The sequence below is a fragment of the Nocardioides sp. SYSU D00065 genome (assembly GCF_017916425.1).
In the GTDB taxonomy this organism is placed as follows: Bacteria; Actinomycetota; Actinomycetes; order Propionibacteriales; family Nocardioidaceae; genus Nocardioides.
This window is the reverse complement of sequence record NZ_JAFMSX010000001.1, coordinates 561,831-585,248: the sequence shown is the minus strand read 5'-3', so window position 1 is coordinate 585,248 and position 23,418 is coordinate 561,831. Positions and strand designations below refer to the sequence as shown.

Here is a 23,418-nt window from a genome sequence, read left to right as displayed (position 1 = left end):
CTGTGTGGGTGACGCCGGGCCTGTGGAGTGGCGCGTCCCCGTGTCGGCGCGCCTGTCTGAGATGGGTGGCAGGCGAGACGGCGACGAGCACGGGTGGGAGACGCGGGATGGCACGGACGACGACGTGGGACTTCGACGGGGAGTGGACCCCGGCGGAGCGGGAGTGGTACTTCATGGGCCCGTTCGACGGTGGGATACCCGGGCTGGTGCGGCGGATCCGGCGGATCCTCGACGTCTCGCAGCGCGGCTTGGCGGCGCTGCTCGAGGTGTCGCAGTCGGCGGTGGCCCGGTGGGAGACCGGTCGTACGAGTCCACGCGCGAGCGTCCTTCACGACCTGCTCCGGCGCGCCGGACTGCACGCCACCGTGCATGACGACGACACGGGGGAGGAGGTCGAGCCGATGCGTGGCGACGGTGCTCGTCAGCACGGAGGGAGGCGCTACCCCGCACACGTCGACCTGCGGGTCACCGGCTGGTGGGCACCGAGCCGAGCGCAGTCGACGACGATCGACTACCTCCAGGCGAAGGATCGCTCCCGATCGCGGCGCGACCCGATGGTCAGGTTCCGCACCGACCCGCACGATCGCCGGCTCGACCGGCTGCTGGAGGGGAAGCCGGACGACCACCCGGCGCTGGTCCAGCTCGCCGCGGAGGCGGAGCACCTGGACGAGCAGCGCGAGCAGCGGCGGGACGAGCAGCGGCAGGCTCGTCTCGCGCACTGGCGCCTCCGCGTCCCCCAGCCTCGGCGCACGGATGAGACACCGACACGGTGGCCTGACGGCGGCGACTAGCCTGAGGTCATGACGCACGCAGCCGACGGACCCGACATCAAGCCTCGCAGCCGCGACGTCACCGACGGTCTGGAGAAGGCCGCGGCACGGGGGATGCTCCGCGCGGTCGGGATGGGTGACGACGACTGGGAGAAGCCGCAGATCGGCGTCGCGTCCAGCTGGAACGAGATCACCCCCTGCAACCTCTCGCTCGACCGGCTGGCCAAGGCCGTGAAGAACGGCGTCCACGCCGCGGGCGGGTACCCGTTGGAGTTCGGGACGATCTCGGTCTCCGACGGCATCTCGATGGGTCACGAGGGCATGCACTTCTCGCTCGTGAGCCGCGAGGTCATCGCCGACTCGGTGGAGACCGTGATGATGGCCGAGCGCCTCGACGGCTCGGTGCTGCTCGCCGGGTGCGACAAGTCGCTGCCCGGCATGCTGATGGCCGCGGCCCGGCTGGACCTCGCGAGCGTCTTCCTCTACGCCGGGACGATCATGCCAGGGCAGGTCGACGGTCGCGACGTGACGATCATCGACGCCTTCGAGGCCGTGGGCGCGTGCCTGGCCGGCAAGATCTCCCGCGAGAAGGTCGACGAGATCGAGCGGGCGATCTGTCCGGGCGAGGGCGCCTGCGGCGGGGCGTACACCGCCAACACGATGGCCAGCGTCGCCGAGGCGCTCGGGATGTCGCTGCCCGGCAGCTCCTCGCCGCCGGCCGTCGACCGGCGCCGCGACGGGTTCGCGCACAAGTCCGGCGAGGCCGTCGTCGAGATGCTGCGCCGGGGCATCACCGCGCGCCAGATCATGACCCGCCCGGCGTTCGAGAACGCGATCGCGATGGCGATGGCTCTCGGCGGCTCCACCAACGCCGTGCTGCACCTGCTCGCCATCGCCCGCGAGGCCGAGGTGGACCTGACCCTCGACGACTTCACCCGCATCGGCAAGAAGGTCCCGCACCTGGCGGACATGAAGCCGTTCGGCCGCTTCGTGTGGACCGACTTCGACCGCGTCGGCGGCATCCCGGTGCTGCTCCGCGCGCTGCTCGACGCCGGCCACCTTCACGGCGACGTGCTCACCTGCACGGGCAAGACGATGGCCGAGAACCTCGCCGACCTCGACCCCAAGCCGCTCGACGGCGAGATCCTGCGCCAGCTCGACGCGCCGATCCACGCCACCGGGGGCCTGACCATCCTGAAGGGCACGCTCGCCCCGGACGGTGCCGTGGTCAAGAGCGCCGGCTTCGACGACTCGACCTTCACCGGCACCGCGCGCGTCTTCGACGGGGAGCGCAGCGCGCTCGACGCCCTGGGCGAAGGCTCGATCAAGCCGGGCGACGTGGTCGTGATCCGCTACGAGGGTCCCAAGGGCGGACCCGGGATGCGGGAGATGCTGGCGATCACCGGCGCGATCAAGGGAGCGGGTCTCGGCAAGGACGTCCTGCTGATCACCGACGGCCGCTTCTCCGGCGGCACGACCGGCCTCTGTGTCGGCCACATCGCGCCCGAGGCCAGCGACGGCGGCCCGATCGCCTTCCTCCAGGACGGCGACCGGATCACCCTCGACGTCGCCAACATGACCCTCGACGTCCACGTCGACGAGGCCGAGCTCGCCCGACGGGCCGAGGGCTGGGAGCCGTTGCCGCCCAAGTACACCCGCGGCGTGCTCGGCAAGTACCGCAAGGTCGTCCAGAGCGCCGCTCACGGAGCAGTCTGCTACTGACGACGTACGTCGCAGGGCGGCCGGATAGGTTGCGCGGGTGACCACTGCAGCTGAGCTCGACGCAGCCGACCCGCTCGCCCGGTTCCGGGACCGGTTCGTGGGCGCTGAGTCCGACCTCGTCTACTTCGACGGCAACTCCCTCGGCCGGCCCGTCGCCGCCACCGCGAACCGGCTGGACGTCTTCGTCCGCGAGGAGTGGGGCGGCCGGCTGATCCGCGGCTGGGACGAGCGGTGGATGGACCTGCCGACGACCCTCGGCGACGACCTGGGCCGGGTGTGCCTGGGCGCCGCGGCGGGCCAGACGGCGATCGGCGACTCGACGACCGTGTGGCTCTACAAGCTGATGCGCGCCGCGGTCGACCACGTCCTGCGCACCGACCCGGACCGCACCGAGATCGTCATCGACACCGACAACTTTCCGACGGACCGCTACGTCGCCGAGGGGATCGCCGCCGAGCGGGGGCTGTCCCTGCGCTGGATCGAGGTCGACACCGCCGCTGGCGTCACCGCCGACCAGCTGCGCGACGCCGTCGGCGAGCGCACGGCGCTGGTCGTGCTGTGCCACGTCGCCTACCGCTCGGCGTGGCTCGCCTCCGGTGCCGAGCTCACCCGCATCGCTCACGACGCCGGGGCGCTCGTGCTGTGGGACCTGTGCCACTCGGCGGGCTCGGTGCCCGTCGGCCTCGACGAGTGGGACGCCGACCTCGCGGTCGGCTGCACCTACAAGTACCTCAACGGCGGACCCGGCGCCCCCGCCTTCGGCTACGTCAACGGACGCCTGCACGGCGAGCTCACGCAGCCGATCCAGGGATGGATGGGGCATACGGACCCGTTCGCCATGGGCCCCGGCTACACCCCCGCGGTCGGCATCCGCCGGTTCATCTCCGGCACCCCGCCGATCCTCGGCATGGTCGCGATGCAGAGCATGCTCGAGCTCATCGAGGAGGCCGGCATCGACGCGATCCGGGACAAGTCCGTCGCGCTGACGTCGTACGCCGTCGAGCTCGCCGACGCGACCCTGCCCCAGGTCACCCTGGCCTCGCCGCGCGACCCGGCGCTGCGTGGCGGCCACGTCACGCTGCACCACGAACGGATGCGCGAGGTCACCGCCCGGCTGTGGCAGCGCGACGTGATCCCCGACTACCGCGACCCCGGTGGCCTGCGCATCGGGCTGTCGCCGCTGTCGACGTCGTTCGACGAGGTGGAGCGCGGCATGGTCGCGGTCGCGGAGGCGCTGCGATGAGCGAGCCCCGCACCAACGCCCACGGCCAGCGCATCGGCCGTCCCGTCGACTGGACGCCGGCGAAGCGGCCCGACGACACGACCGTCCTCGAGGGCCGGGGCGTCCGGCTCGAGCCCGTCGATGCCCACCACGTCGACGACCTCTTCGCGGCGCTGTGCGGCGAGGACGACGACCCGATCTGGACGTACCTGGCCTGGGAGCGCCCCCGAGACCGTGCCGAGCTGGCGACCATCGTCGAGCAGGCCCGAGCGGACGACACGCGGGTGATGTACGCCATCGTCGCGGCCGAGACCGGCCGCGCGGTCGGCGTCTGCTCCCTCATGCGCATCGACCCGGCGATGGGCTCGATCGAGGTCGGCCAGATCGCGTTCGGGCGCCAGCTCCAGCGCAGCCGTGCCGCCACCGAGGCCATGGCGCTGCTCATGCGGCACGCCTTCGACCACCTCGGCTACCGCCGCTACGAGTGGAAGTGCGACAGCCTCAACGCACCGTCGCGGCGCGCCGCCATCCGGCTCGGCTTCATCTGGGAGGGCCGGTTCCGCAACGCCGTCGTCTACAAGGGCCGCAACCGCGACACCGACTGGTTCTCCATCACCGACCTCGAGTGGCCGCGGGTGCGCCAGGCGCTCGACGACTGGCTCGACGACCGCAACTTCGATGCGCAGGGACGCCAGCGGGTCCGCCTCGCGGCGCGCCCTGCGGCCGACAGGGAGCAGTGAGATGGACCAGCGCGTCAGCTTCATCACCCTCGTCGTCACCGACCTCGACGCGACCCGCCGCTTCTACGTCGACGGCCTCGGGTGGGAGCCCGAGCTCGACGTCCCCGGCGAGGTGCTGATGTTCCGGGTCGCCGACAAGGTGGTGCTCAGCCTGTGGGTGGAGGAGGGCTTCGTCGCCGAGGTCGGGCACGCGCCGGCCCGCGGCGGCGTACCTCCGGTGACCCTCGCCCACAACGTCGCCACGCCGCGCGGCGTCGACACCGTCCTGGAGCACGCGCGAGCCGCCGGCGCCAGCGTGGTCGGCGAGGCCGTCGAGCGGGAGTGGGGCGGCTACACCGGCTACTTCGCCGACCCCGACGGCTTCCGCTGGGAGGTCGCCTACAACCCCGGGGACATCGGTCGTTCCGTGCTGCCCTGATCGTCCTCGTCAGCCGCCTCCTGAGCCGCTCGCTCCTCGGCCCTGCGCCGGCGCTTGACCTCGCCGCGCGCGATGAAGAAGGCGATCAGCACCGGCACGAGCAGCTTGCGCACCGGCTCGGTCCAGGCGGGCAGGGACGGCAGGTCCACGTCCGGCCACGGGATCGACGGCAGGTCGACGTCGGGCCAGGGGATCGCCGGCAGGTCCGGCCACGGGATCGACGGCAGGTCGACGTCCGGCCAGGGGACGTCCACGTCCGGCCACGGGACCAGCGACAGCAGCCAGACCAGCAGCACCGGCACGGCGACCCCGGCGGCGGCCAGCGCCGTCTGCCGCGCGGTGTGCAGGTGCGGGTGCCGGCCGATCCACTCGGCACGCTGCGCCGCCTTCGACCCCGGCTCCGGCTCGAGGTCGGCGCCCGCCAGCCCGGTGTGCGCCTCCGCCTCCGAGCGGTGCAGCGTGACGCGACGGGCAGGGCCGCGCAGGCCGAACTTGAGGCGTACGGCCTGGTCCTCCCCGCCGAGCACGATGGTGTCGTCGGTGGTCTTCTTGGTCGCGAGCCGCGTGCCGTCGCGGGTCCAGGTGACCTCGCGGACCATCATGCCCTGCGCGACCTCGACGACGTGCTCGTGGCCGTCCCGCAGCACGTGCCAGCGCTCCCTCGTCCCCATGGCTGCAATACTAGAGCACGCACTCCATGAAAGGGAGGTCCGAGTGGCTCGCACGGTCGACCCGCAGCGGCACGAGGCGCGCCGCCTCGCGATCATCGACGCGGCGCTCACGTGCTTCGCGGTCACCGGCTACGCCGGCACCTCCACCGCCGCGATCTGCCGGCAGGCGGGGATCGGGTCGGGCACGTTCTTCCACTACTTCCCGACCAAGCAGTCGCTGCTGCTGGCGATCCTCGCCTACGGCACCGACGAGACGCGCCGGTGGTTCGCCGCGCGCCCCGACGACGCCGACCCGTTGTCGATCGTCGAGGCGTACGTCGCCCACGCCGCCGAGGAGATGAGCGACCCCCGGATCGCGGGCTTCGTCCGGGCGGTCACCGCGGTCATGGGCGTGCCGGAGGTGGAGACCGCGCTCGCGCTCGACGCGCGGGTGCTGCAGGACGGCCTCGAGCCGTGGGTGGCCCGAGCGCAGGCGCGCGGTCAGGTCCGCGCCGACCTGCCGCCCCGCGACCTGACGGCGTGGGTGCTCGTCCTTCTCGACGGCTTCTTGGGCCGGCTCGCGGTCGACGAGGCCTTCACCGCCGAGGGGCAGCGCGCGACGCTGGTCGATGCCGTACGCCGGCTGCTCGCGCCCTGAGCCTCAACGCCGCCGGATCCAGACCAGGTCGTCGGACTCCCACTTGGCCAGCGCGACCGGCACGAGGGAGGCGACCGCCGCCGCGGGAGGACCGGCCCGGAGCTCCTCGGCGTGCGCCAGGCCGTACTGCTGCCCCTCCTCGTTGTTGTGCTCGTCCACGCGTGAGTCGCGGTGGTTCGGCGTGCCCTGCTCCTGCGCGGCGGCGATGGCGCGGGCCGCCTCGACGCCGAACCGCGCCGTGAGCACCGCCTGCCACAGGAAGTGGCGCACGGCGTTCGTGCGCCCAGGCTCGCCGCGGCCGTGCGTGGCGGCGGCCTGCAGGGACGCCTGCGAGATCCGCAGCACCTCGAGCGCGCCAGCGGGACCGAGTCCGGCGCGGAGGGCGGCCGCGGAGAGCCGCGGCACCCCGGTCGCCGCGTGGATGGCCTGCTGCGCCACGTCGCTGAGTCCCATGGACACACAGTGACAGACTCCCTGCATGGCTGCTCCACTGCGCTTCCCGCGCCCGCTGCGATCCGGCGACCGCATCGGCGTCACCTCCCCGTCGGCCGGCGTCGCGGGTGACGCGGTGGCGCGCGTCGAGTTCTGCGTCGACTGGCTGCGCGGACGTGGCTACGACGTCGTGGTGGGGGAGTGCATGGACGGCACCGGCCTCACCTCGGCCCCGGCCGGCCAGCGGGCCGCCGAGCTGACCCGGATGCTGGCCGACCCCGAGATCAGGTGCGTCGTCCCGCCGTGGGGCGGCGAGACGGCGATCGACCTCGTCGACCTGCTCGACTGGGACGCCCTGGCCGCGGCCGAGCCGACGTGGCTGGTCGGCTTCTCCGACATCTCCACCCTGCTGGTGCCGATCACGACCCGGCTGGGCTGGGCCACCCTCCACGGCGACAACCTGGCGGACACCCCGTACGCCGTCCCGGACGGCCTGCTCCACTGGCTCGACCTCGCCGGCGGCGAGGGCCCCTTCGTCCAGCGCGACTCCGGCCTGGTGGCGCGCTACGTGCGGTTCGAGGACGACCCGCGCGCGACGGAGTGGCCGCGCGTCGGCGACGGGCGCTGGCAGCTGCACGGCGCCCGCAGCCTGGACGTGACCGGACGCCTCATCGGGGGTTGCATCGAGACCGTGGGCCACCTCGCCGGCACGCCGTACGGCGACGTGCGGGCGTGGGCGGGGTCGCTGGACGAGCCGACCATCGTCTACGTCGAAGCATGCGAGGACCACGCGGTCGACGTCTGCCGCTTCCTGCACTCGCTCCGGCTCGCCGGGTGGTTCGACGACGCCGTGGCCGTGCTCGTGGGGCGCACCGCGGCGCCCGACCACCCGCAGCTGACCCAGCGCGCGGCCGTCCTCGACGCGCTCGGCCGCCTCGACCTGCCGATCGTGTGGGACCTCGAGATCGGGCACGTGCCTCCGCACCTGCCGCTGGTCAACGGCGCGCTGGCGCGCGTCGTGGTCGACGACGAGCGGCGCGAGATCACCCAGACGCTGCGCTGAGCAGGCCGGCCTCCCGCGCGGGGCTGGCCGGTGTCGGTCGCGCGTGGCATGGTCGGATCCATGAGCGACCCGCGCGACGACGACCCCCGACGCAGGCTGTCCGCCACCGAGGTGCGCGAGGCGCCCGGCCTCGACGACTGGCGCCACCTGCTCACCGGTCTCCGTGCCCGCTTCCGCACCGGCGACTTCGCCACCGGCCTGACGCTGGTGGACCGCATCGGCGCGGCGGCCGAGCAGGCCGACCACCATCCCGACATCTCTCTGACCTACCCGGCGGTCATCGTGACGCTGTCCAGCCATGACGTCCGGGGGATCACCAGCCGCGACCTCGATCTCGCGCGCACCATCAGCGCCCTGGCCGCCGAGCTGGGCGTCACGGCCGACGTGTCCGGGCTCACCGAGCTCGAGCCAGCGCTGGACACGTCGGCGCCCGAGCGGCTCGGCCCGTTCTACGCCGCCCTGCTCGGAGGTGAGGTCCGCGACGGCGAGCCGGTCGACCCCAGCGGTCAGGTGCCCGGGATGTGGTTCCAGGGACCGGGCGACCAGGACGGGACCCCGCTCCCGCCCCAGGACCACGAGCAGCGCTGGCACCTCGACGTCTGGGTGCCGCACGACGAGGCGGAGCGGCGCCTGCAGGCCGTCCTCGGGGCCGGCGGCCGGCTCGTCAGCGGCGCGGAGGCGCCGTCGTTCTGGGTCGTCGAGGACGCCGACGGCAACCGCTCATGCATCTGCACCAGGCTGGATCGCTGACGCTCGCGCGCCACATGCTGGGATTCGCATTCCACATGTTGGGACGGCTGGCAGACTCGCTTGACGCCGGGCCGCCCCGGCGACGACGGTTGTCGCATGCGCACCGAGATCCTCGTACGCACGCGACGCGTGAGCTGAGGTCACCCAGACCCCACCGCACACGCGTCACCCCTCGTCGCCCTCCGGGCCGAGGGGTTTTTTGTTGGGCACGCCACGATCACGACGGAAGAGAAACCATGACGGAGCAGGGCGGACGAGCCACCGCAGCGGTCACCGGCGCACAGAGCCTGGTGACCTCCCTCGAGGCGGCCGGCGTCACCGACATCTTCGGCATCCCGGGCGGCACGATCCTCCCGGCGTACGACCCCTTGATGGACTCGACGCGGATCCGGCACATCCTCGTGCGCCACGAGCAGGGTGCCGGCCACGCCGCCCAGGGGTACGCGGCCGCGACCGGCCGGGTCGGTGTCTGCATGGCCACCTCCGGCCCGGGTGCCACCAACCTGGTGACGCCGCTGGCCGACGCGCACATGGACTCGGTGCCGATCGTGGCGGTGACCGGACAGGTCGTCGCCTCGGCGATCGGCACGGACGCCTTCCAGGAGGCCGACATCCGCGGCATCACCATGCCGATCACCAAGCACAACTTCCTCGTCACCGACCCCGACGAGATCCCGCGCACGATCGCCGAGGCCTTCCACATCGCCTCCACCGGGCGCCCCGGCCCGGTGCTGGTGGACATCGCCAAGTCCGCGCAGCAGGAGATGACGACGTTCAGCTGGCCGACGGAGCTGCACCTGCCCGGCTACCGCCCGGTCACCACGCCCCACGCCAAGCAGATCAAGGAGGCGGTGCGCCTCATCCGCCAGGCGAAGCGTCCGGTGCTCTACGTCGGCGGCGGCGTCATCCGCGCCAACGCCTCCCGCGAGCTGGCCCAGCTCGCCGCGCTCACCGGCATCCCCGTCGTCACCACGCTGATGGCGCGCGGCGCGTTCCCCGACAGCCACCCGCAGCACCTGGGCATGCCGGGCATGCACGGCACCGTCGCCGCGGTCGCCGGGCTGCAGAAGAGCGACCTCATCATCAGTCTCGGCGCCCGCTTCGACGACCGCGTCACCGGCAACCTCGACTCCTTCGCTCCGGGCGCCCTGGTGATCCACGCCGACATCGACCCGGCCGAGATCGGCAAGAACCGCCACGCCGACGTGCCGATCGTGGGCGACTGCAAGGAGGTCCTGGTCCAGCTGGTGGCGCAGCTGCAGGCCGAGGGCGCCGACGGCGACTACGAGGCCTGGGTCGCCTTCCTCTCGGGCGTGAAGCAGAAGTACGCGCTCGGCTACGAGACGCCGAGCGACGGCGCCCTCGCCCCGCAGTACGTCCTCGAGCGGCTCAGCGACATCGCGGGCCCCGACTCGATCTACGCAGCCGGCGTCGGGCAGCACCAGATGTGGGCCGCGCAGTTCGTGGACTACGAGAAGCCCCGCACGTGGATCAACTCCGGCGGCCTCGGCACCATGGGCTACGCCGTGCCCGCCGCGATGGGCGCGAAGGTCGGCATGCCCGACACGACGGTCTGGGCCATCGACGGCGACGGCTGCTTCCAGATGACCAACCAGGAGCTCGCCACCTGCGCGATCAACGACATCCCGATCAAGGTCGCGATCATCAACAACGAGTCGCTCGGCATGGTGCGCCAGTGGCAAACGCTGTTCTACAACGAGCGCTACTCCAACACCGACCTGCACTCCAAGCGGATCCCCGACTTCGTCAAGCTCGCCGACGCCTACGGCTGCGTGGGCCTGTCGTGCGAGTCGCCCGACGAGGTCGATGCCACCATCGAGAAGGCGATGGCGATCGACGACCAGCCCGTCGTCGTCGACTTCCGGGTCCACCGGGACGCCATGGTGTGGCCGATGGTCGCCGCCGGCACCAGCAACGACGAGATCAAGTACGCGCGCGACCTGGCCCCCCAGTTCGACGACGTGCAGGACGACTGGGAGGTCCGGGCGTGAGCCACAACAAGCACACCCTGTCGGTGCTCGTGGAGAACAAGCCCGGCGTCCTGGCCCGCATCGCGGCGCTGTTCTCGCGACGCGGGTTCAACATCGACAGCCTCGCGGTGGGTCCGACCGAGCACCCCGAGGTCTCCCGGATGACCATCGTGGTCAACGTCGACGAGTCCCCGCTCGAGCAGGTCACCAAGCAGCTCAACAAGCTCGTCGAGGTGATCAAGATCGTCGAGCTCGAGGGACCCGGATCGGTCAACCGCGAGCTCCTGCTGGTCAAGGTCCGCGCCGACGCCACCACCCGCGGCGCGGTGCTCGACGCCGTCCAGCTCTTCCGTGCCAAGGTGGTCGACGTCGCCCCCGACGCCGTCACCGTCCAGGCGGTCGGCAACTCCGACAAGCTGGCCGACCTGTTGCGGGTGCTCGAGCCCTTCGGCATCCGCGAGCTCGTGCAGTCGGGCATGGTCGCCATCGGCCGCGGCTCGCGCTCGATCAGCGAGCGCGCGCAGCGCCCCGCCGCCGTACCCGCACCGCCCCGGGCCATCTGACCCGCCCCCAGACAGCAGCAACCCCCAACCGAAGGAGAGCCCCCAGTGGCTGAGATGTTCTACGACGACGACGCCGACCTGAGCCTGATCCAGGGCAAGAACGTCGCGGTGATCGGCTACGGCAGCCAGGGCCACGCCCACGCGCTGTCCCTGCGCGACTCCGGCGTCGACGTCCGCATCGGCCTGCAGCCCGGCTCGCGCAGCCGGGACAAGGCCGAGGCCGAGGGCCTGCGCGTCCTCACGCCCCGCGAGGCCGCCGAGGAGTCCGACCTGATCGTGATCCTCGCCCCGGACCAGCACCAGCGCACGCTGTACGCCGAGGAGATCGCGCCCGCGCTCACCCCGGGCGACACCTTGGTGTTCGGCCACGGCTTCAACATCCGCTTCGGCTACATCACCCCGCCCGAGGGCGTCGACGTGTTCATGGTCGCCCCCAAGGGCCCCGGGCACCTCGTGCGCCGCGAGTACGTCGACGGCCGGGGCGTGCCGGTGCTGGTCGCGGTCGAGAAGGACGAGTCCGGCAAGGCCTGGGACGTCGCGCTGTCCTACGCCAAGGCCATCGGCGGCCTGCGCGCCGGCGGGATCAAGACCACCTTCGCCGAGGAGACCGAGACCGACCTGTTCGGCGAGCAGGCCGTGCTGTGCGGCGGTGCCTCGCAGCTGGTGATGTACGGCTTCGAGACCCTCATCGAGGCCGGCTACCAGCCCGAGGTGGCCTACTTCGAGTGCCTGCACGAGCTCAAGCTGATCGTCGACCTGATGTACGAGGGCGGCATCGCCAAGCAGCGCTGGTCGGTCTCCGACACGGCCGAGTACGGCGACTACGTCTCCGGCCCGCGCGTCATCACGCCGCAGGTGAAGGAGAACATGCAGGCCGTGCTGGAGGACATCCGCAACGGCGCCTTCGCCAAGCGCTTCATCGACGACCAGGACGCCGGGGCGCCGGAGTTCGCCGAGCTGCGCAAGAAGGGTGAGACCCACCCCATCGAGCAGACCGGTCGCGAGCTGCGCAAGCTCATGGCGTGGGTGAAGTCGCACGACTCCGACTACGTCGAGGGCACCGCCGCCCGCTGAGGGCGCCCGCGCCTGTGAGCACCTACACCCACGGGCACGCCGAGGCCGTCCTGCGCTCCCACCGGTGGCGCACGGCGGCCAACTCGGCCGCCCACCTCCTGCCGCACCTGCACGGCGACCAGCGCCTGCTCGACGTCGGGTCGGGTCCCGGGACGATCACCGCGGACCTGGCCCGACTGGTGCGGGAGGTGGTGGCCCTGGAGGTCACCGAGGAGGCCGCCGGCCTCACCCGCGCCGAGCTCGAGCGGCAGCGGATCACGAACGCCACGGTCGTCGTGGGCGACGTCCACGCCCTCGACGTCGCGGGCGTGCTGGGCGGCGGCTTCGACGTGGTCCACGCCCACCAGGTGCTCCAGCACGTCGTCGACCCGGTCGGGGCGCTCCGCGAGATGATGCGGGCCGCCCGGCCGGGCGGACTGGTCGCCGTGCGCGACAGCGACTACGGCCACTTCTCCTGGTACCCCGCCTCGCCGGGCCTCGACCGGTGGCTGGAGCTCTACGACGCGGCGGCGCGGGCCAACGGCGGCGAGCCCGACGCCGGTCGCATGCTGCTCGCCTGGGCCCACGCCGCCGGGGCGGACGACGTGGTGGCCGGCTCCTCGACGTGGTGCTACGCCGACCGCGACGGCCGGGCCTGGTGGGGCGGGCTCTGGGCGGACCGGATCACCTCCACCGCGCTGGCGCGGCAGCTCGTGGATCAGGGCCTGGCCAGCGACCACGAGCTCGCCGAGCTCGCGCTCGCCTGGCGCGAGTGGGCGGCGCACCCGGACGGCTGGTTCTCGGTGTTGCACGGAGAGGTCCTGATCCGCGTCTGAGCGCAGCCCATCTCTGCTACCCCCGCGAGGCCTCCTCGGCTCTGAATGGGTGTGTCCCGATTCAGCGCGCGCGGTTTGCAGGAGTACCGACGTTGCGGCCCTTCCTGTGAAGGCGCTCTGGCCAAACTGCAGGCGGTGCGGACACTGCGTGGTCCATTCTTGGACGATGGACGACGTGGACTACGCCCGGAAGGTGTACGAGATCCTCACCGCGCCGCCCGATCCGGGGATCCCGCCGGGACACCTCGGAGACGACTGGATCGACCGAAGCGACGGATTTGGCACTGATGTGACGGTGACGTCGATTGCCGTGGTCCCTGGGGACTACGGCAATCAGCTCGACATCTTCTACGTGCTTGACCTTCCAGACGATGTGGCCGTTCCCCGGGAGGGTTCCCTGCTTCTTCCCCTCGACGCTGAGTGGCGCGAGGTCAGCGGCTACACCGAGCCCGAGGACTACGCGCCTCGGATCGCAATGCGGCTGGTGCGCCACATCCATGAGCACGTCAGAGCGTACGAGCAGTCCCGGGACGACGACCGTGACTTGCCCGCGCGTGCCGAACAGCACGCCATGTTGCTGGAGGTCCTCGGGTGCAAAGGTCAGGTCGAGCAGGAGGCTCCGAACCGCTACGTCGTACGGCGAGAGGGGCTGGATGTTCTCACTGTCCTCCTGACGCCCGACCAGTGGAAGCAGGTGATCCGGAGACACGGGCTGCGGCTGCGTGGCTGCTCGAGCACTTCGATGAGCTGTTCGCCTCGACCCCCCGGGAGGAGCGCTTCCTCGTCTTCTGGGACGGTGACGTCACGACCTCGACGCGGGAGAAGCTGCCTCCCGCCAAGAAGCCGTTCCCTCCGCTGAGCGAGACCCGGCGCCGGCTGGCCGAGGCGCGGGCGAGTGGTCGGGACTTCGGCTGGTTCGCCTACACGCCCGGGTCCCGCGACTGAGCACACGCGCTGGCTTCCCTCGTGTAGATGAAGTGAGGGAGGTGTCGACAACGTAGTGTTGGGTCCAGATCGAGAGCGTTGTTCCGTCGCCATCCTCACGCGCCGATGGTGCGGCCAGAAGTCGGTGTGGAGCACTACATCGGTCGCAACTCGCGCGGTCCGCGCCAGCAGCTGCTCAGGCTGCGACCGCGGTTGGACGCCGGCGCGTCGGTCCCCGGGAGAGATGCCGCAGCGTGGTGGCAATGCACGCCACTTGAAGCCAGCCGGTCGCGAGGTGGTCGTGTTCTCGAACGACTTCGCCAACCGGCGGGAGCGCCCCAGGCGGCCGTGGGGGACCTCGACGCGCCAGGCGTGCCGGATGGGGCGGAAGATCGGCTGCTTGTCGTCCCACCCGACCCGGCGGACCTCGACGTCGTGTTCTCGGCCGAGGTCCCTAGCAGCGGCTGCAGTGACCCCGCAATAGGGACACACCCAGTCAGTGACGGTGTCGGAGGCGTCGTCCACAGGCGGCTGGCTGGTGGGGGTCGGGTGTCGGTGGGCTCTGGTTGAGTAGATCCATGGAGCCCACTGCCGCCGTAGATCCGCAGGTCAGCGACCTGCCGGACCTCACCGTTCTGGCTGAGGGTGCGCTCCTGGCGGAGGCGGCTGAGGTGGAGTCGGTGCTGCGTGAGGCCGAGGTCCACAAGCTCCGCATCGCCTACCAGTGGGCGGTCGCGCATCCCGCCGTGGACGGCTGCGAGACCCCGACCGGTGCGGTGCTGCCGGCGGTGCTGGAGCAGCCGGAGACCCTGGGCGGTGCCGGTACGCCGGCGGTGACGGCGTTCACGCCTGAGCCGCTCGCGGTGGCGTTGGGCTGCTCGCCCGCGGCGGCGGCGGCGTTGCTGGCCGACACGCTCGACCTGCACCATCGGCTGCCGCTGCTGTGGGACCAGACCCGCGCGCAACTGGTGCCGGTGTGGAAGGCCCGCCGCGTCGCCGCGCGGACCCGGCACCTGACCCGCGCGGCTGCGGGGTGGGTGGACCGTCGGGTCGCCGGGCGGGTGTCGTCGCTGGGGGTGGCGGCGCTGGACCGGCTGGTCGCCGAGGCCGCGGCCCGCTGCGACGACGGCGGTGACCATCCCGACCATCCTGACCTCGCCGAGCGTGAGGACCGCGCCCGGGCGGGGTGGGACGTGGTGCTGGTCCACCCCGACCCGCACCGCTATGCCGGCACCTCCCAGCTCCACGCCGTGGGCGACACCCTCGACCTGACCCGGTTCCACGACGTCGTGTGCGCCGAAGCAGACGCTCTGGCCGCGCTCGGCGACACGGACGACCTCGGCGCCCGCAAGGCCAAGGCCCTCGGCGTGATCGCCGACGCCCAGGCGCGCCTCGACCTCACCAGCCTCCTGGACCACCGCCCGGTGACACGCCACGACCCGGTGACAGACCAGGAGGCGCGGCGCCAGGAGGCGCGGCGCCGGGCGATGGAGCGCCGCGACGCGAAGGTCCGGCTCTACCTCCACGCCTCTCTCGCCGACGTCCTCACCGACCAGACGGCGACCGGACCGGCGACCGGACCGGCGACCGGGACGGTTGAGTCGCTCGGTCCGGTGACCCTGGACCGGATCCGCGACTGGGCCGGCCGCTCGCGGGTGACGATCCAGCCGGTGCTCCACGTCGCCGCCGACGACCGCTGGTCGACCGACCGGCACGACCCGCCACCGCGGATGGCCGAGCAGGTCCGCCTGCGCGACGAGACCTGCGTGTTCCCCTGGTGCACCCGACCCTCACGCCAGTGCGACCTCGACCACCGCCACCCCTACCTCGACCCCGACGACGGCGGACCACCCGGCCAGACCGCACCCGAGACCCTGGCCCCGCTGTGCCGACGACACCACCGCGCCAAGACAGCCCGGCGGTGGACTTACGAACGCACCCACCCCGGCACCTACCTGTGGACCGGACCCGCCCACCTCACCGTCCTGGTCACCCCACACGGCACCGTCCGCGTGCCCGGCTGAACACACGCGCCATCCTGCTGGGTCGCGCTGGCTCGACCCGGGCCGGGCGCCTGCCCGGGCACGCCGGTCACCCAGTCGCAGCACGCCACTGCTCCTGGAACCGGGCGAGTGACGACGGACGATCATCCGGGTGGGACTGCGTCGCGTGTTCGGCCACAGCAGCGGCAGGGTGTCCGGGATGCGCTCGAACGAGGAAGGTCTGCAGCATGCGCCCCAGGGTGAACACCGTCGTCCGAGCGTCGATACGGTCACCTCTCACGAACTCTTCGGGCGCCATGAAGCGCGTCGATCCCGGCAGTCGCCCGATGGCGTTGACGTACGGGCCGCGGTGGTAGGACTCGACGTCGATCACCTTGATTGTCCGGTGCGCGAAGTCGTACATCAGCGACCCGTCGTACAGGTCGCCGGCAATCCAGCCGGCTGCTTCGAGCCGGACGTGGAGGTCGATGACCTGGTCCAGGGCGACCTCGACCTCCGCCACCGGTAGCCGCGCGAACCTGTTGCCGGGCTCGTCCGGCTGGTCGCGCCGGTCGGCGGGGCTGCGGAGCAGATCGCCGTCGAACCACGGGCTGACGATGACCAGTCCGTCCGAGGCCGCCAGCACGCGCTCGACCGGGACGAGCGCGGGATGCGTGACCGCGCGCGCCACCTGGACGGACACGCGCAGGGAGTCGACCCGGGACGCGCGACTCGCGCCGGCCGAGCTCGGAGCGTGGTCGCCGGACGTCTTGACGAACCACCGCCGACCCGAGGCGTCGCGCACGCCGTACGAGACGTGCCCGGAGTCCTGCGTTCGCGCGTCGAACCGGGCGAACTCCTCGCCGAGCCCGGCCACTACCTCCCGCACGGTGCCCGGCACCGTCCTGCTGCGTGGGTCCACGACGCACATCGTGCCGGACGTCACCGCTCGATAGCGTGGGCCCGAGCGACGAGCAAGGAGGCCCCATGATCCTGCGCCGCTGGCGAGGCGCCGTCCGGCCCGAGGCGGCCGAGACGCCGACGTACGACGTCCGCCTGGCCAGGCCGGGCGAGGAGGAGGCGATCTGTGCGGTCTGCCGGGCGGGGTTCGCCCTGTCCTCGCAGGGCCTGCTGAGCCCCGAGACGATCGAGCGGCAGTCGTGGCACTACTACGACCCGGCGCGCGTGGCCCGCGAGATCGCCACGGCCGGAACCGCTCCGGGCTGGCAGGGGTACGTCGTGGCGAGCGGTCCGGACGGGCTGCTCGGCGCCGCGGGCGGGGGAGTCGACGACCAGGGGCGGGGTCAGCTGTACGTGCTCTACCTCGACCCGCGCGTGCGCGGGCGGGGCATCGGCACCGCCCTCCTCGACGCGGTCACCGAGCAGCAGCGTGCGCTCGGTGCGACGGAGCAGTGGGTGTCGGTCACCGAGGGCAACGAGCTCGGCATACCCTTCTACCGCGCGCGTGGGTTCGGCGTCCGGGACCGGGCGCCCTACGCGGTGCACGACGACGGGACCGTCGAGGCGTACTCGCTGCGGATGAGCCGCAGCATCTGACCGGTGTCCGCAGCCCCCGGTGCTGGTCCATGAGACCCGCGTGCGCGACGATGCGGTCATGAGCCACGCAGCGACCACCGGCGACGGCCTCGAGCAGACCCGTCGGCTCGGCGTCGAGACCACGGGGATCGAGATCGTCGAGGAGTCCCAGCGCACCGCGAAGCCGTCCGACCTGTTCTGGCCGTGGTTCGCGGCCAACGTGTCGGTCTTCGGGATCAGCTACGGCTCGTTCGTGCTGGGCTTCGGGATCTCGTTCCGCCAGGCGCTCGTCGTCACGATCGTCGGCGTCGTCGTGTCCTTCGTCCTCTGCGGGATCATCGCCATCGCCGGCAAGCGCGGCTCGGCGCCCACGATGGTGCTGAGCCGGGCCGCCTTCGGGGTCGAGGGTCAGAAGGTCCCGGGCGTCATCTCCTGGCTGGTCTCCATCGGCTGGGAGACCTTCCTGGCGATCCTCGCGGTGCTGGCCACCGCGACGATCTTCGACCAGCTGGGCTGGGCCGCCGGCACCGCGACGAAGGTGGCCGCGACCGTCGTGGTCGCGGCGCTGATCGTGTCGGCCAGCGTGGCCGGCTACCACGTCATCATGCGCCTGCAGTCGGTGCTGACCTGGATCACCGGGATCGCGACGATCGTCTACGTCGTGCTCACCCTCGACGAGATCGACTGGGCGGCAGTGCAGGCGGTGCCCGACGGCAGCGCCCAGCAGATGATCGGCGCCCTGGTCATGGTGATGACCGGCTTCGGGCTGGGCTGGATCAACATCGCGGCCGACTGGTCGCGCTACCAGCGCCGCGACGCCAAGGGCTCGTCCATCGTCGCCTGGAACACCTTCGGCGGCGCCCTCGCCCCGACGCTGCTGGTGGTCTTCGGCCTCCTCCTCGCCGCCTCCTCAGGCGACCTCGCCCTCGCGGTGTCGGCCGACCCGATCGGCACGCTGGGCACGCTGCTGCCCACGTGGTTCCTGGTGCCGTTCCTCCTCGCCGCCATCCTGGCGCTGGTCAGCGGCGCGGTGCTCGGCATCTACTCCTCGGGCCTGACGCTGCTCTCGCTCGGCGTCCGCATCCCGCGCCCGGCGGCGGCCTTCGTCGACGGAGTCATCCTCACCCTCGGCACGGTCTGGGTGGTGTTCTTCGCCGAGGACTTCCTCGGCCCGTTCCAGAGCTTCCTGATCACCCTCGGCGTCCCGCTGGCCGCGTGGGCGGGGATCATGATCGCCGACATCGCGCTGCGCAGGGGTGACTACGACGAGGCGGCGCTGTTCGACGCCGGCGGCCGCTACGGCGCGGTCGACTGGACCTCCATCGGCACGCTGGTCGGCGCCTCGGTCCTGGGCTGGGGCCTGGTCGTCAACGGCTTCGCCACCGACGCGGCGTGGAACAACTGGCAGGGCTTCCTCATCGGTCCGCTCGGGCTCGGCACCTACGTCGACGACACGGCCGCCCCCTACTGGGAGGGCCCGTGGGCCTACGCCAACCTCGGCGTGCTGCTCGCGCTCGCGCTGGGCTTCGCGGTGACGTACGTCGCGCGCCGCGGGACGGTGCGCCGCCAGGAGCAGGGAACAGCCTGAGCCGCGGGGGCGTTGCGCCGGTCGTGAAGATCGAGATCTGGTCCGACGTCGTCTGCCCGTGGTGCTACATCGGCAAGCGCCGGCTCGAGAAGGCGCTGGCGGACTTCGCGCACGCCGACGAGGTGGACGTGCACTGGCGCTCCTACCAGCTGGACCCGGGCGCGCCGACCCGTCCGACGGAGAGCACGTCGGTGATGCTGGCCCGCAAGTACGGCCAGTCGCCCGAGGGTGCCCGGCAGATGCAGGACCGGGTCGAGGCCGTCGCCGCCGAGGAGGGGCTCGTCTACCGCCTCGCCGAGACGCTGCACCTCAACACCGTCGACGCGCACCGCCTCATCCATCTCGCCCACCAGCAGGGCGGCAACGAGCTGCAGGGTCGGGTCAAGGAGGCGTTGCTGCGGGCGTACTTCACCGAGGCGCGTGACGTCGCGGACCACGACGTGCTGAGGGAGGTCGTCACGACCGCCGGTCTCGACGCCGCGCGCGTCGACGAGGTGCTCGCCTCGCGCGAGTTCGAGCAGGACGTCCACGCCGACGTCGCGCAGGCGCAGACCTACGGCGCTACCGGGGTGCCGTTCTTCGTCGTCGACGGCAGGTACGGCGTCTCCGGCGCGCAGCCGACCGAGACCTTCGCCCAGGTGCTCGAGCGGGCCTGGTCCGAGTCGCATCCCCGCATCGAGGTGCTCGCCGGCGGCGAGGAGTGCGGCCCCGACGGCTGCGCCATCTGAGCGGCTAGCGCGCCTTCTCGCCCCGCGCCGCCTTGACGGCGGTGGTCCGGACCCGCTCCGCACGGGTCTCGGGCCTCTTCGCGAGCACGATCCAGGTGAGGATCAGCTTCTGCGTCGACGCGGACCACGACTCCCAGTGCTCCCGCGCGCCGGGGTGCTCGTCGAAGGCCTCGGCGAGGTCGAGGGGCACCACGAGGTCCTCGACCTCGTCCATCAGCGTCCAGGCGCCCGTCTCCTTGGCGATCGCGACCGCGGCCGCGCCGGCAGGTTCCATCAGGCCGTCGGCCTCGAGCCGGGCGATGCGTCCCTTGTTGATCCGCGTCCACACGCTGCCGCGGCGGCGCGGGGCGAACCACATCATCGTGCGCTCCTCGTCGAGCCCCCTGACGGTGGAGTCGACCCATCCCCAGCGCAGGGCCTGCAGCACCGACTCCTCGTAGGAGAACGCCTTCTCGGCCTGCCTGCGCCGCGAGACCAGCCACACGCCCTGCGGCTGCTCGTGGTGCTCGCGCAGCCAGGCCGCCCACTCCTCGACGGTGCTCGGCTCGAGCCGCTCCGCGTCGTCCATCGCGCCCATGTCGTCAGGGTAGGGCGGGCCCTCAGGGTAGGGCGGGACTCTGGGACGGGTTCGGCACGACGGGCAGCCGCGGGTAGGGTGGGGCGGGCACAGCGTCGTGCAGTCCCGGACCACCCTTGACCACCACGAGGACCCCGCTGTGAACGCACCCGCCGCGCACGCTCGCCCAGTCGTACTCATCGCCGAAGAGCTCAGCCCCGCCACGATCGAGGCGCTCGGGCCCGACTTCGAGGTCCGCAGCTGCAACGGCGCCGACCGCGCCGAGCTCCTGCCCGCGATCGCTGACGTCGACGCGATCCTGGTCCGCTCCGCGACCAAGGTCGACGCCGAGGCGCTCGCTGCGGCGAACCGCCTCAAGGTCGTCGCCCGCGCCGGCGTCGGCCTCGACAACGTCGACGTCAAGGCCGCCACCCAGGCCGGCGTGATGGTCGTCAACGCGCCGACCTCCAACATCGTCAGCGCCGCCGAGCTGGCCGTGGCCCTGATGCTGGCTGCCGCCCGGCACATCAGCCCCGCGCACGCCGCGCTGCGGGGTGGGGAGTGGAAGCGCTCGAAGTACACCGGCATCGAGCTCTACGAGAAGACCGTCGGGATCGTCGGCCTCGGCCGCATCGGCGTGCTCGTGGCCCAGCGCCTGAGCGCCTTCGGCATGAAGGTCATCGCCTACGACCCCTACGTGCAGGCCGGCCGCGCCGCGCAGATGGGCGTGCGCCTGGTCGACCTGGACACCCTGCTCGCCGAGTCCGACTTCATGAGCGTGCACCTGCCGAAGACCCCCGAGACGGTCGGGCTGATCGGTGCCGAGCAGCTCGCGAAGGCCAAGCGCAGCCTGGTCCTGGTCAACGCCGCGCGCGGCGGGATCGTGGACGAGGACGCGCTGTTCGACGCCCTCAAGACCGGGCAGATCGCGGCCGCCGGGCTCGACGTGTTCGCCACCGAGCCGTGCACCGACAGCCCGCTGTTCGAGCTCGACAACGTCGTCGCCACGCCCCACCTCGGCGCGTCGACCGACGAGGCCCAGGAGAAGGCCGGCATCGCGGTCGCCAAGTCGGTGCGCCTCGCCCTCAGCGGCGAGCTCGTGCCCGACGCGGTCAACGTGCAGGGCGGCGTCATCGCCGAGGACGTCCGTCCCGGCATCCCGCTCACCGAGAAGCTCGGGCGCGTCTTCACCGCGCTCGCCGGCGAGGTCGCCCAGCAGCTCGACGTCGAGGTCCGCGGCGAGATCACCGAGTACGACGTCAAGGTGCTCGAGCTGGCTGCGCTCAAGGGCGTGTTCGCCGACATCGTCGAGGAGCAGGTCTCCTACGTCAACGCGCCGCTCCTGGCGGCCGAGCGGGGCACCGAGGTGCGCCTGGTGACCGAGGGCGAGAGCCCCGACCACCGCAACCTCATCACCTTGCGCGGCACGCTCGCCGACGGCACCCAGGTCTCGGTCAGCGGCACGCTGGTCGGCATCGCCCAGAAGGAGCGGCTGGTCGAGGTCAACGGCTTCGACGTCGACATCGAGCCCACCACCCACCTGGCCTTCCTCACCTACGAGGACCGCCCGGGCATGGTGGGCACCGTCGGCGGCATCCTCGGCGACGCCGCGGTCAACATCGCCGGCATGCAGGTCTCGCGCCAGGACAAGGGCGGTGCCGCGCTGGTCGCGCTGAGCGTCGACTCCGCGATCCCGGCCGAGACGCTCGACGAGATCGAGGCCGCCATGCAGGCGGTGTCCGTGCGGGCCGTCGACCTCGCCTGACGGCGGTCGCCGCCTCGCAGCCTAGGCGACCATCACCCGGCCGGCGGCCCTGCGCGCCGGCCGGGCGGCGTCGCCCGACACGTGCTCCCACGCGGCGGCGAGGCGGCGCACGGCCTCGGTGAGGTCCTCCGGCGAGGCCGTCCAGGGGATCCGGACGTGCCGGTCCAGGCCGCCCTCGACCGCGAACACCGGGCCCGGCGCGACCACGACGCCGCGCCGCTCGGCCTCGGCGGTCGTCGCCGTGCCGAGCGGCTCGGGTAGCTCGCACCACAGCGCCAGCCCGCCGTCGGGCACCCGGAACCGCCACTCGGGCAGGTGCTCGCGCAGCGCCGCGACCAGGGCGTCGCGGCCCGCGACCAGGCGCTCGCGGTGGGCCGGGAGCACCTCGTCGGCGCGGTCCATCAGGTCGGCGAGCACGAGCTGCTCGAAGACCGGCGCGCCGAGGTCGAGACCGATCCGCGCCTCGAGCAGGCGAGGCATCGTGGTCAGGGGCGCGCGCACCCAGCCCAGCCGCAGGCCGCCCCAGTAGGACTTGCTGGCGCTGCCGATCGTGATCGCGTCGTCGGCGTACGCCGCCAGCGGGCGCGGCATCGTCTCGGCCAGGCCCGGTCGCAGCGCGAGCGCCTGGTGCGCCTCGTCGGCGACGACGACGGTCCGGGTGCGGGCGAGCGCGGAGGCCAGCTCCTCGCGCTGCGCGTCGGACATGAGGTGACCGGTCGGGTTCTGGAAGTCGGGGATCAGGTAGGCCAGCCGGGGGGAGGACTGGCGCAGCGTGGCAGCCAGCGCGTCGAGGTCCCAGCCGTCGGGGTCGACGGTCGCCGCGATCAGGCGGGCGCCGGCGTGGCGCACGGCCTGTGTCGCGTTGGGATAGGTCGGCGACTCCACCACGACCCGCTCGCCGGGCGCGGTGAACGCCTGGGCCACGACGGCCGCGGCGGCCAGCGCTCCGGCGGTCACCATCACCTGCTCCGGCGCGGTCGGCAGGCCGCGGGCGTCGTACGCCGCCGCGATCCGCGCCTGGAGCGCGGGCACCCCGAGCGGGAAGTAGCCCGGACCGCTCAGGTAGGCGGGCAGCTCCTCGGTCGCGCGCTGGTAGGCCTCGACCAGGCCGGGCGGAGCCGAGTGCGCCGCGCAGTTGAGGTCGATGACGTGCTGGCCGCCGGTGCTCGGCATGAGCGCGCGGTCGTGGGCGCGCCGCTGGCCGCCGGGGACTGTCGTGAAGGTGCCGGCACCGCGGCGGGCCTCGGCGTAGCCCGACTCGCGCAGCACCTCGTAGGCCCGGGTGACCGTGGTGCGCGAGAGGTCGAGGGCGCCGGTGAGGTCGCGCTCGCTCGGCAGGCGGACGTCGATGCCGACCCGACCGTCGCCGATCAGCACGCGCAGGCTCTCCGCCAGGCCGAGGTAGGCGGGGGAGCGGGGGAAGTCGCCGACCAGGGTGGCTATGCGTTGGGCACTGATCGCGCGGTTCATG

Annotated in this window: 23 protein-coding genes; 18 read left to right on the top strand and 5 right to left on the bottom strand. The window is 72.4% G+C overall.

Annotated features, from left to right (window positions below; all coding sequences use genetic code 11):
- Positions 1-107 precede the first annotated feature (107 nt).
- Genes J3P41_RS02925 through J3P41_RS02905 form a run of 5 tightly spaced genes read left to right on the top strand, consistent with a single transcriptional unit; the run spans position 108 to position 4,872 of the window.
- Positions 108-791: a helix-turn-helix domain-containing protein gene (locus J3P41_RS02925; protein ID WP_210648739.1), complete on the top strand. Its 684-nt coding sequence runs from the start codon at positions 108-110 to the stop codon at positions 789-791.
- A 9-nt stretch (positions 792-800) separates the two neighbouring features.
- Positions 801-2,492: a dihydroxy-acid dehydratase gene (gene ilvD, locus J3P41_RS02920; RefSeq protein ID WP_210648738.1), complete on the top strand. Its 1,692-nt coding sequence runs from the start codon at positions 801-803 to the stop codon at positions 2,490-2,492.
- Between the two features lie 37 nt (positions 2,493-2,529).
- Positions 2,530-3,735: an aminotransferase class V-fold PLP-dependent enzyme gene (locus J3P41_RS02915; RefSeq protein ID WP_210648737.1), complete on the top strand. Its 1,206-nt coding sequence runs from the start codon at positions 2,530-2,532 to the stop codon at positions 3,733-3,735.
- On the top strand, positions 3,732-4,454 hold the full coding sequence (locus J3P41_RS02910) for a GNAT family N-acetyltransferase (RefSeq protein ID WP_210648736.1): 723 nt from the start codon (positions 3,732-3,734) through the stop codon (positions 4,452-4,454). Before J3P41_RS02915 ends, J3P41_RS02910 begins: the two co-directional genes overlap by 4 nt.
- A 1-nt stretch (position 4,455) precedes the next feature.
- A complete protein-coding gene (locus J3P41_RS02905) occupies positions 4,456-4,872 on the top strand; it encodes a VOC family protein (protein ID WP_210648735.1) in 417 nt (138 codons plus the stop codon).
- Here J3P41_RS02905 and J3P41_RS02900 read toward each other — a convergent pair.
- Positions 4,833-5,543: a hypothetical protein gene (locus tag J3P41_RS02900; protein ID WP_210648734.1), complete on the bottom strand. Its 711-nt coding sequence runs from the start codon at positions 5,541-5,543 to the stop codon at positions 4,833-4,835. The genes J3P41_RS02905 and J3P41_RS02900 overlap by 40 nt on opposite strands.
- Positions 5,544-5,586: 43 nt before the next feature.
- Here J3P41_RS02900 and J3P41_RS02895 point away from each other — a divergent pair, with 43 nt between their 5' ends.
- The gene (locus tag J3P41_RS02895) at positions 5,587-6,180 is read left to right on the top strand and encodes a TetR/AcrR family transcriptional regulator (RefSeq protein WP_307861799.1); all 594 of its coding nucleotides are present in this window, start codon (positions 5,587-5,589) and stop codon (positions 6,178-6,180) included.
- 3 nt (positions 6,181-6,183) lie between these two features.
- On the opposite strand, the gene J3P41_RS02890 is transcribed toward J3P41_RS02895, so the two are convergent.
- Positions 6,184-6,633, bottom strand: coding sequence for a hypothetical protein (locus J3P41_RS02890; protein WP_210648732.1), 450 nt, complete (start codon positions 6,631-6,633; stop codon positions 6,184-6,186).
- Positions 6,634-6,658: 25 nt separating this feature from the next.
- On the opposite strand from J3P41_RS02890, the gene J3P41_RS02885 reads away from it, so the two are divergent.
- The 8 genes from J3P41_RS02885 to J3P41_RS18450 all read left to right on the top strand — a co-directional run bounded on the left by J3P41_RS02885 (position 6,659) and on the right by J3P41_RS18450 (position 15,816).
- Complete coding sequence (locus J3P41_RS02885; RefSeq protein ID WP_210648731.1) at positions 6,659-7,675, top strand: S66 peptidase family protein; 1,017 nt, start codon at positions 6,659-6,661, stop codon at positions 7,673-7,675.
- Between the two features lie 60 nt (positions 7,676-7,735).
- Positions 7,736-8,425, top strand: coding sequence for a 4a-hydroxytetrahydrobiopterin dehydratase (locus J3P41_RS02880; protein ID WP_210648730.1), 690 nt, complete (start codon positions 7,736-7,738; stop codon positions 8,423-8,425).
- 236 nt (positions 8,426-8,661) lie between these two features.
- A complete protein-coding gene (locus J3P41_RS02875; protein ID WP_210648729.1) occupies positions 8,662-10,437 on the top strand; it encodes an acetolactate synthase large subunit in 1,776 nt (591 codons plus the stop codon).
- Complete coding sequence (ilvN, locus tag J3P41_RS02870; RefSeq protein WP_210648728.1) at positions 10,434-10,979, top strand: acetolactate synthase small subunit; 546 nt, start codon at positions 10,434-10,436, stop codon at positions 10,977-10,979. Before J3P41_RS02875 ends, ilvN begins: the two co-directional genes overlap by 4 nt.
- A 45-nt stretch (positions 10,980-11,024) precedes the next feature.
- Positions 11,025-12,053: a ketol-acid reductoisomerase gene (gene ilvC, locus J3P41_RS02865; protein ID WP_307861798.1), complete on the top strand. Its 1,029-nt coding sequence runs from the start codon at positions 11,025-11,027 to the stop codon at positions 12,051-12,053.
- 14 nt (positions 12,054-12,067) lie between these two features.
- Positions 12,068-12,868: a class I SAM-dependent methyltransferase gene (locus J3P41_RS02860; protein ID WP_210648727.1), complete on the top strand. Its 801-nt coding sequence runs from the start codon at positions 12,068-12,070 to the stop codon at positions 12,866-12,868.
- 166 nt (positions 12,869-13,034) lie between these two features.
- Positions 13,035-13,727, top strand: coding sequence for a hypothetical protein (locus J3P41_RS02855; protein ID WP_210648726.1), 693 nt, complete (start codon positions 13,035-13,037; stop codon positions 13,725-13,727).
- Positions 13,728-14,370: 643 nt separating this feature from the next.
- Complete coding sequence (locus J3P41_RS18450; protein WP_246861433.1) at positions 14,371-15,816, top strand: HNH endonuclease signature motif containing protein; 1,446 nt, start codon at positions 14,371-14,373, stop codon at positions 15,814-15,816.
- Positions 15,817-15,883: 67 nt separating this feature from the next.
- Here J3P41_RS18450 and J3P41_RS02845 read toward each other — a convergent pair whose 3' ends face one another.
- Positions 15,884-16,477 carry a hypothetical protein gene (locus J3P41_RS02845; protein WP_210648725.1) on the bottom strand — a complete coding sequence of 198 codons (594 nt, stop codon included), beginning with the start codon at positions 16,475-16,477 and terminating at the stop codon, positions 15,884-15,886.
- A gap of 284 nt (positions 16,478-16,761) precedes the next feature.
- On the opposite strand from J3P41_RS02845, the gene J3P41_RS02840 reads away from it, so the two are divergent.
- Genes J3P41_RS02840 through J3P41_RS02830 form a run of 3 tightly spaced genes read left to right on the top strand, consistent with a single transcriptional unit; the run spans position 16,762 to position 19,626 of the window.
- Positions 16,762-17,331 carry an N-acetyltransferase gene (locus J3P41_RS02840; protein ID WP_210648724.1) on the top strand — a complete coding sequence of 190 codons (570 nt, stop codon included), beginning with the start codon at positions 16,762-16,764 and terminating at the stop codon, positions 17,329-17,331.
- Between the two features lie 58 nt (positions 17,332-17,389).
- Positions 17,390-18,898: a cytosine permease gene (locus J3P41_RS02835; RefSeq protein ID WP_210648723.1), complete on the top strand. Its 1,509-nt coding sequence runs from the start codon at positions 17,390-17,392 to the stop codon at positions 18,896-18,898.
- A 23-nt stretch (positions 18,899-18,921) separates the two neighbouring features.
- Complete coding sequence (locus tag J3P41_RS02830) at positions 18,922-19,626, top strand: DsbA family oxidoreductase (protein WP_210648722.1); 705 nt, start codon at positions 18,922-18,924, stop codon at positions 19,624-19,626.
- A gap of 4 nt (positions 19,627-19,630) precedes the next feature.
- Here J3P41_RS02830 and J3P41_RS02825 read toward each other — a convergent pair whose 3' ends face one another.
- Positions 19,631-20,203: a YdeI family protein gene (locus J3P41_RS02825; protein ID WP_210648721.1), complete on the bottom strand. Its 573-nt coding sequence runs from the start codon at positions 20,201-20,203 to the stop codon at positions 19,631-19,633.
- Positions 20,204-20,342: 139 nt separating this feature from the next.
- Between J3P41_RS02825 and serA the strand changes: the two genes are divergently transcribed.
- Positions 20,343-21,947, top strand: coding sequence for a phosphoglycerate dehydrogenase (serA, locus tag J3P41_RS02820; RefSeq protein WP_210648720.1), 1,605 nt, complete (start codon positions 20,343-20,345; stop codon positions 21,945-21,947).
- Positions 21,948-21,968: 21 nt separating this feature from the next.
- Here the strand turns inward: serA and J3P41_RS02815 are convergent, their stop codons facing one another.
- A complete protein-coding gene (locus tag J3P41_RS02815) occupies positions 21,969-23,417 on the bottom strand; it encodes a PLP-dependent aminotransferase family protein (RefSeq protein ID WP_210648719.1) in 1,449 nt (482 codons plus the stop codon).
- Position 23,418: the final 1 nt, after the last annotated feature.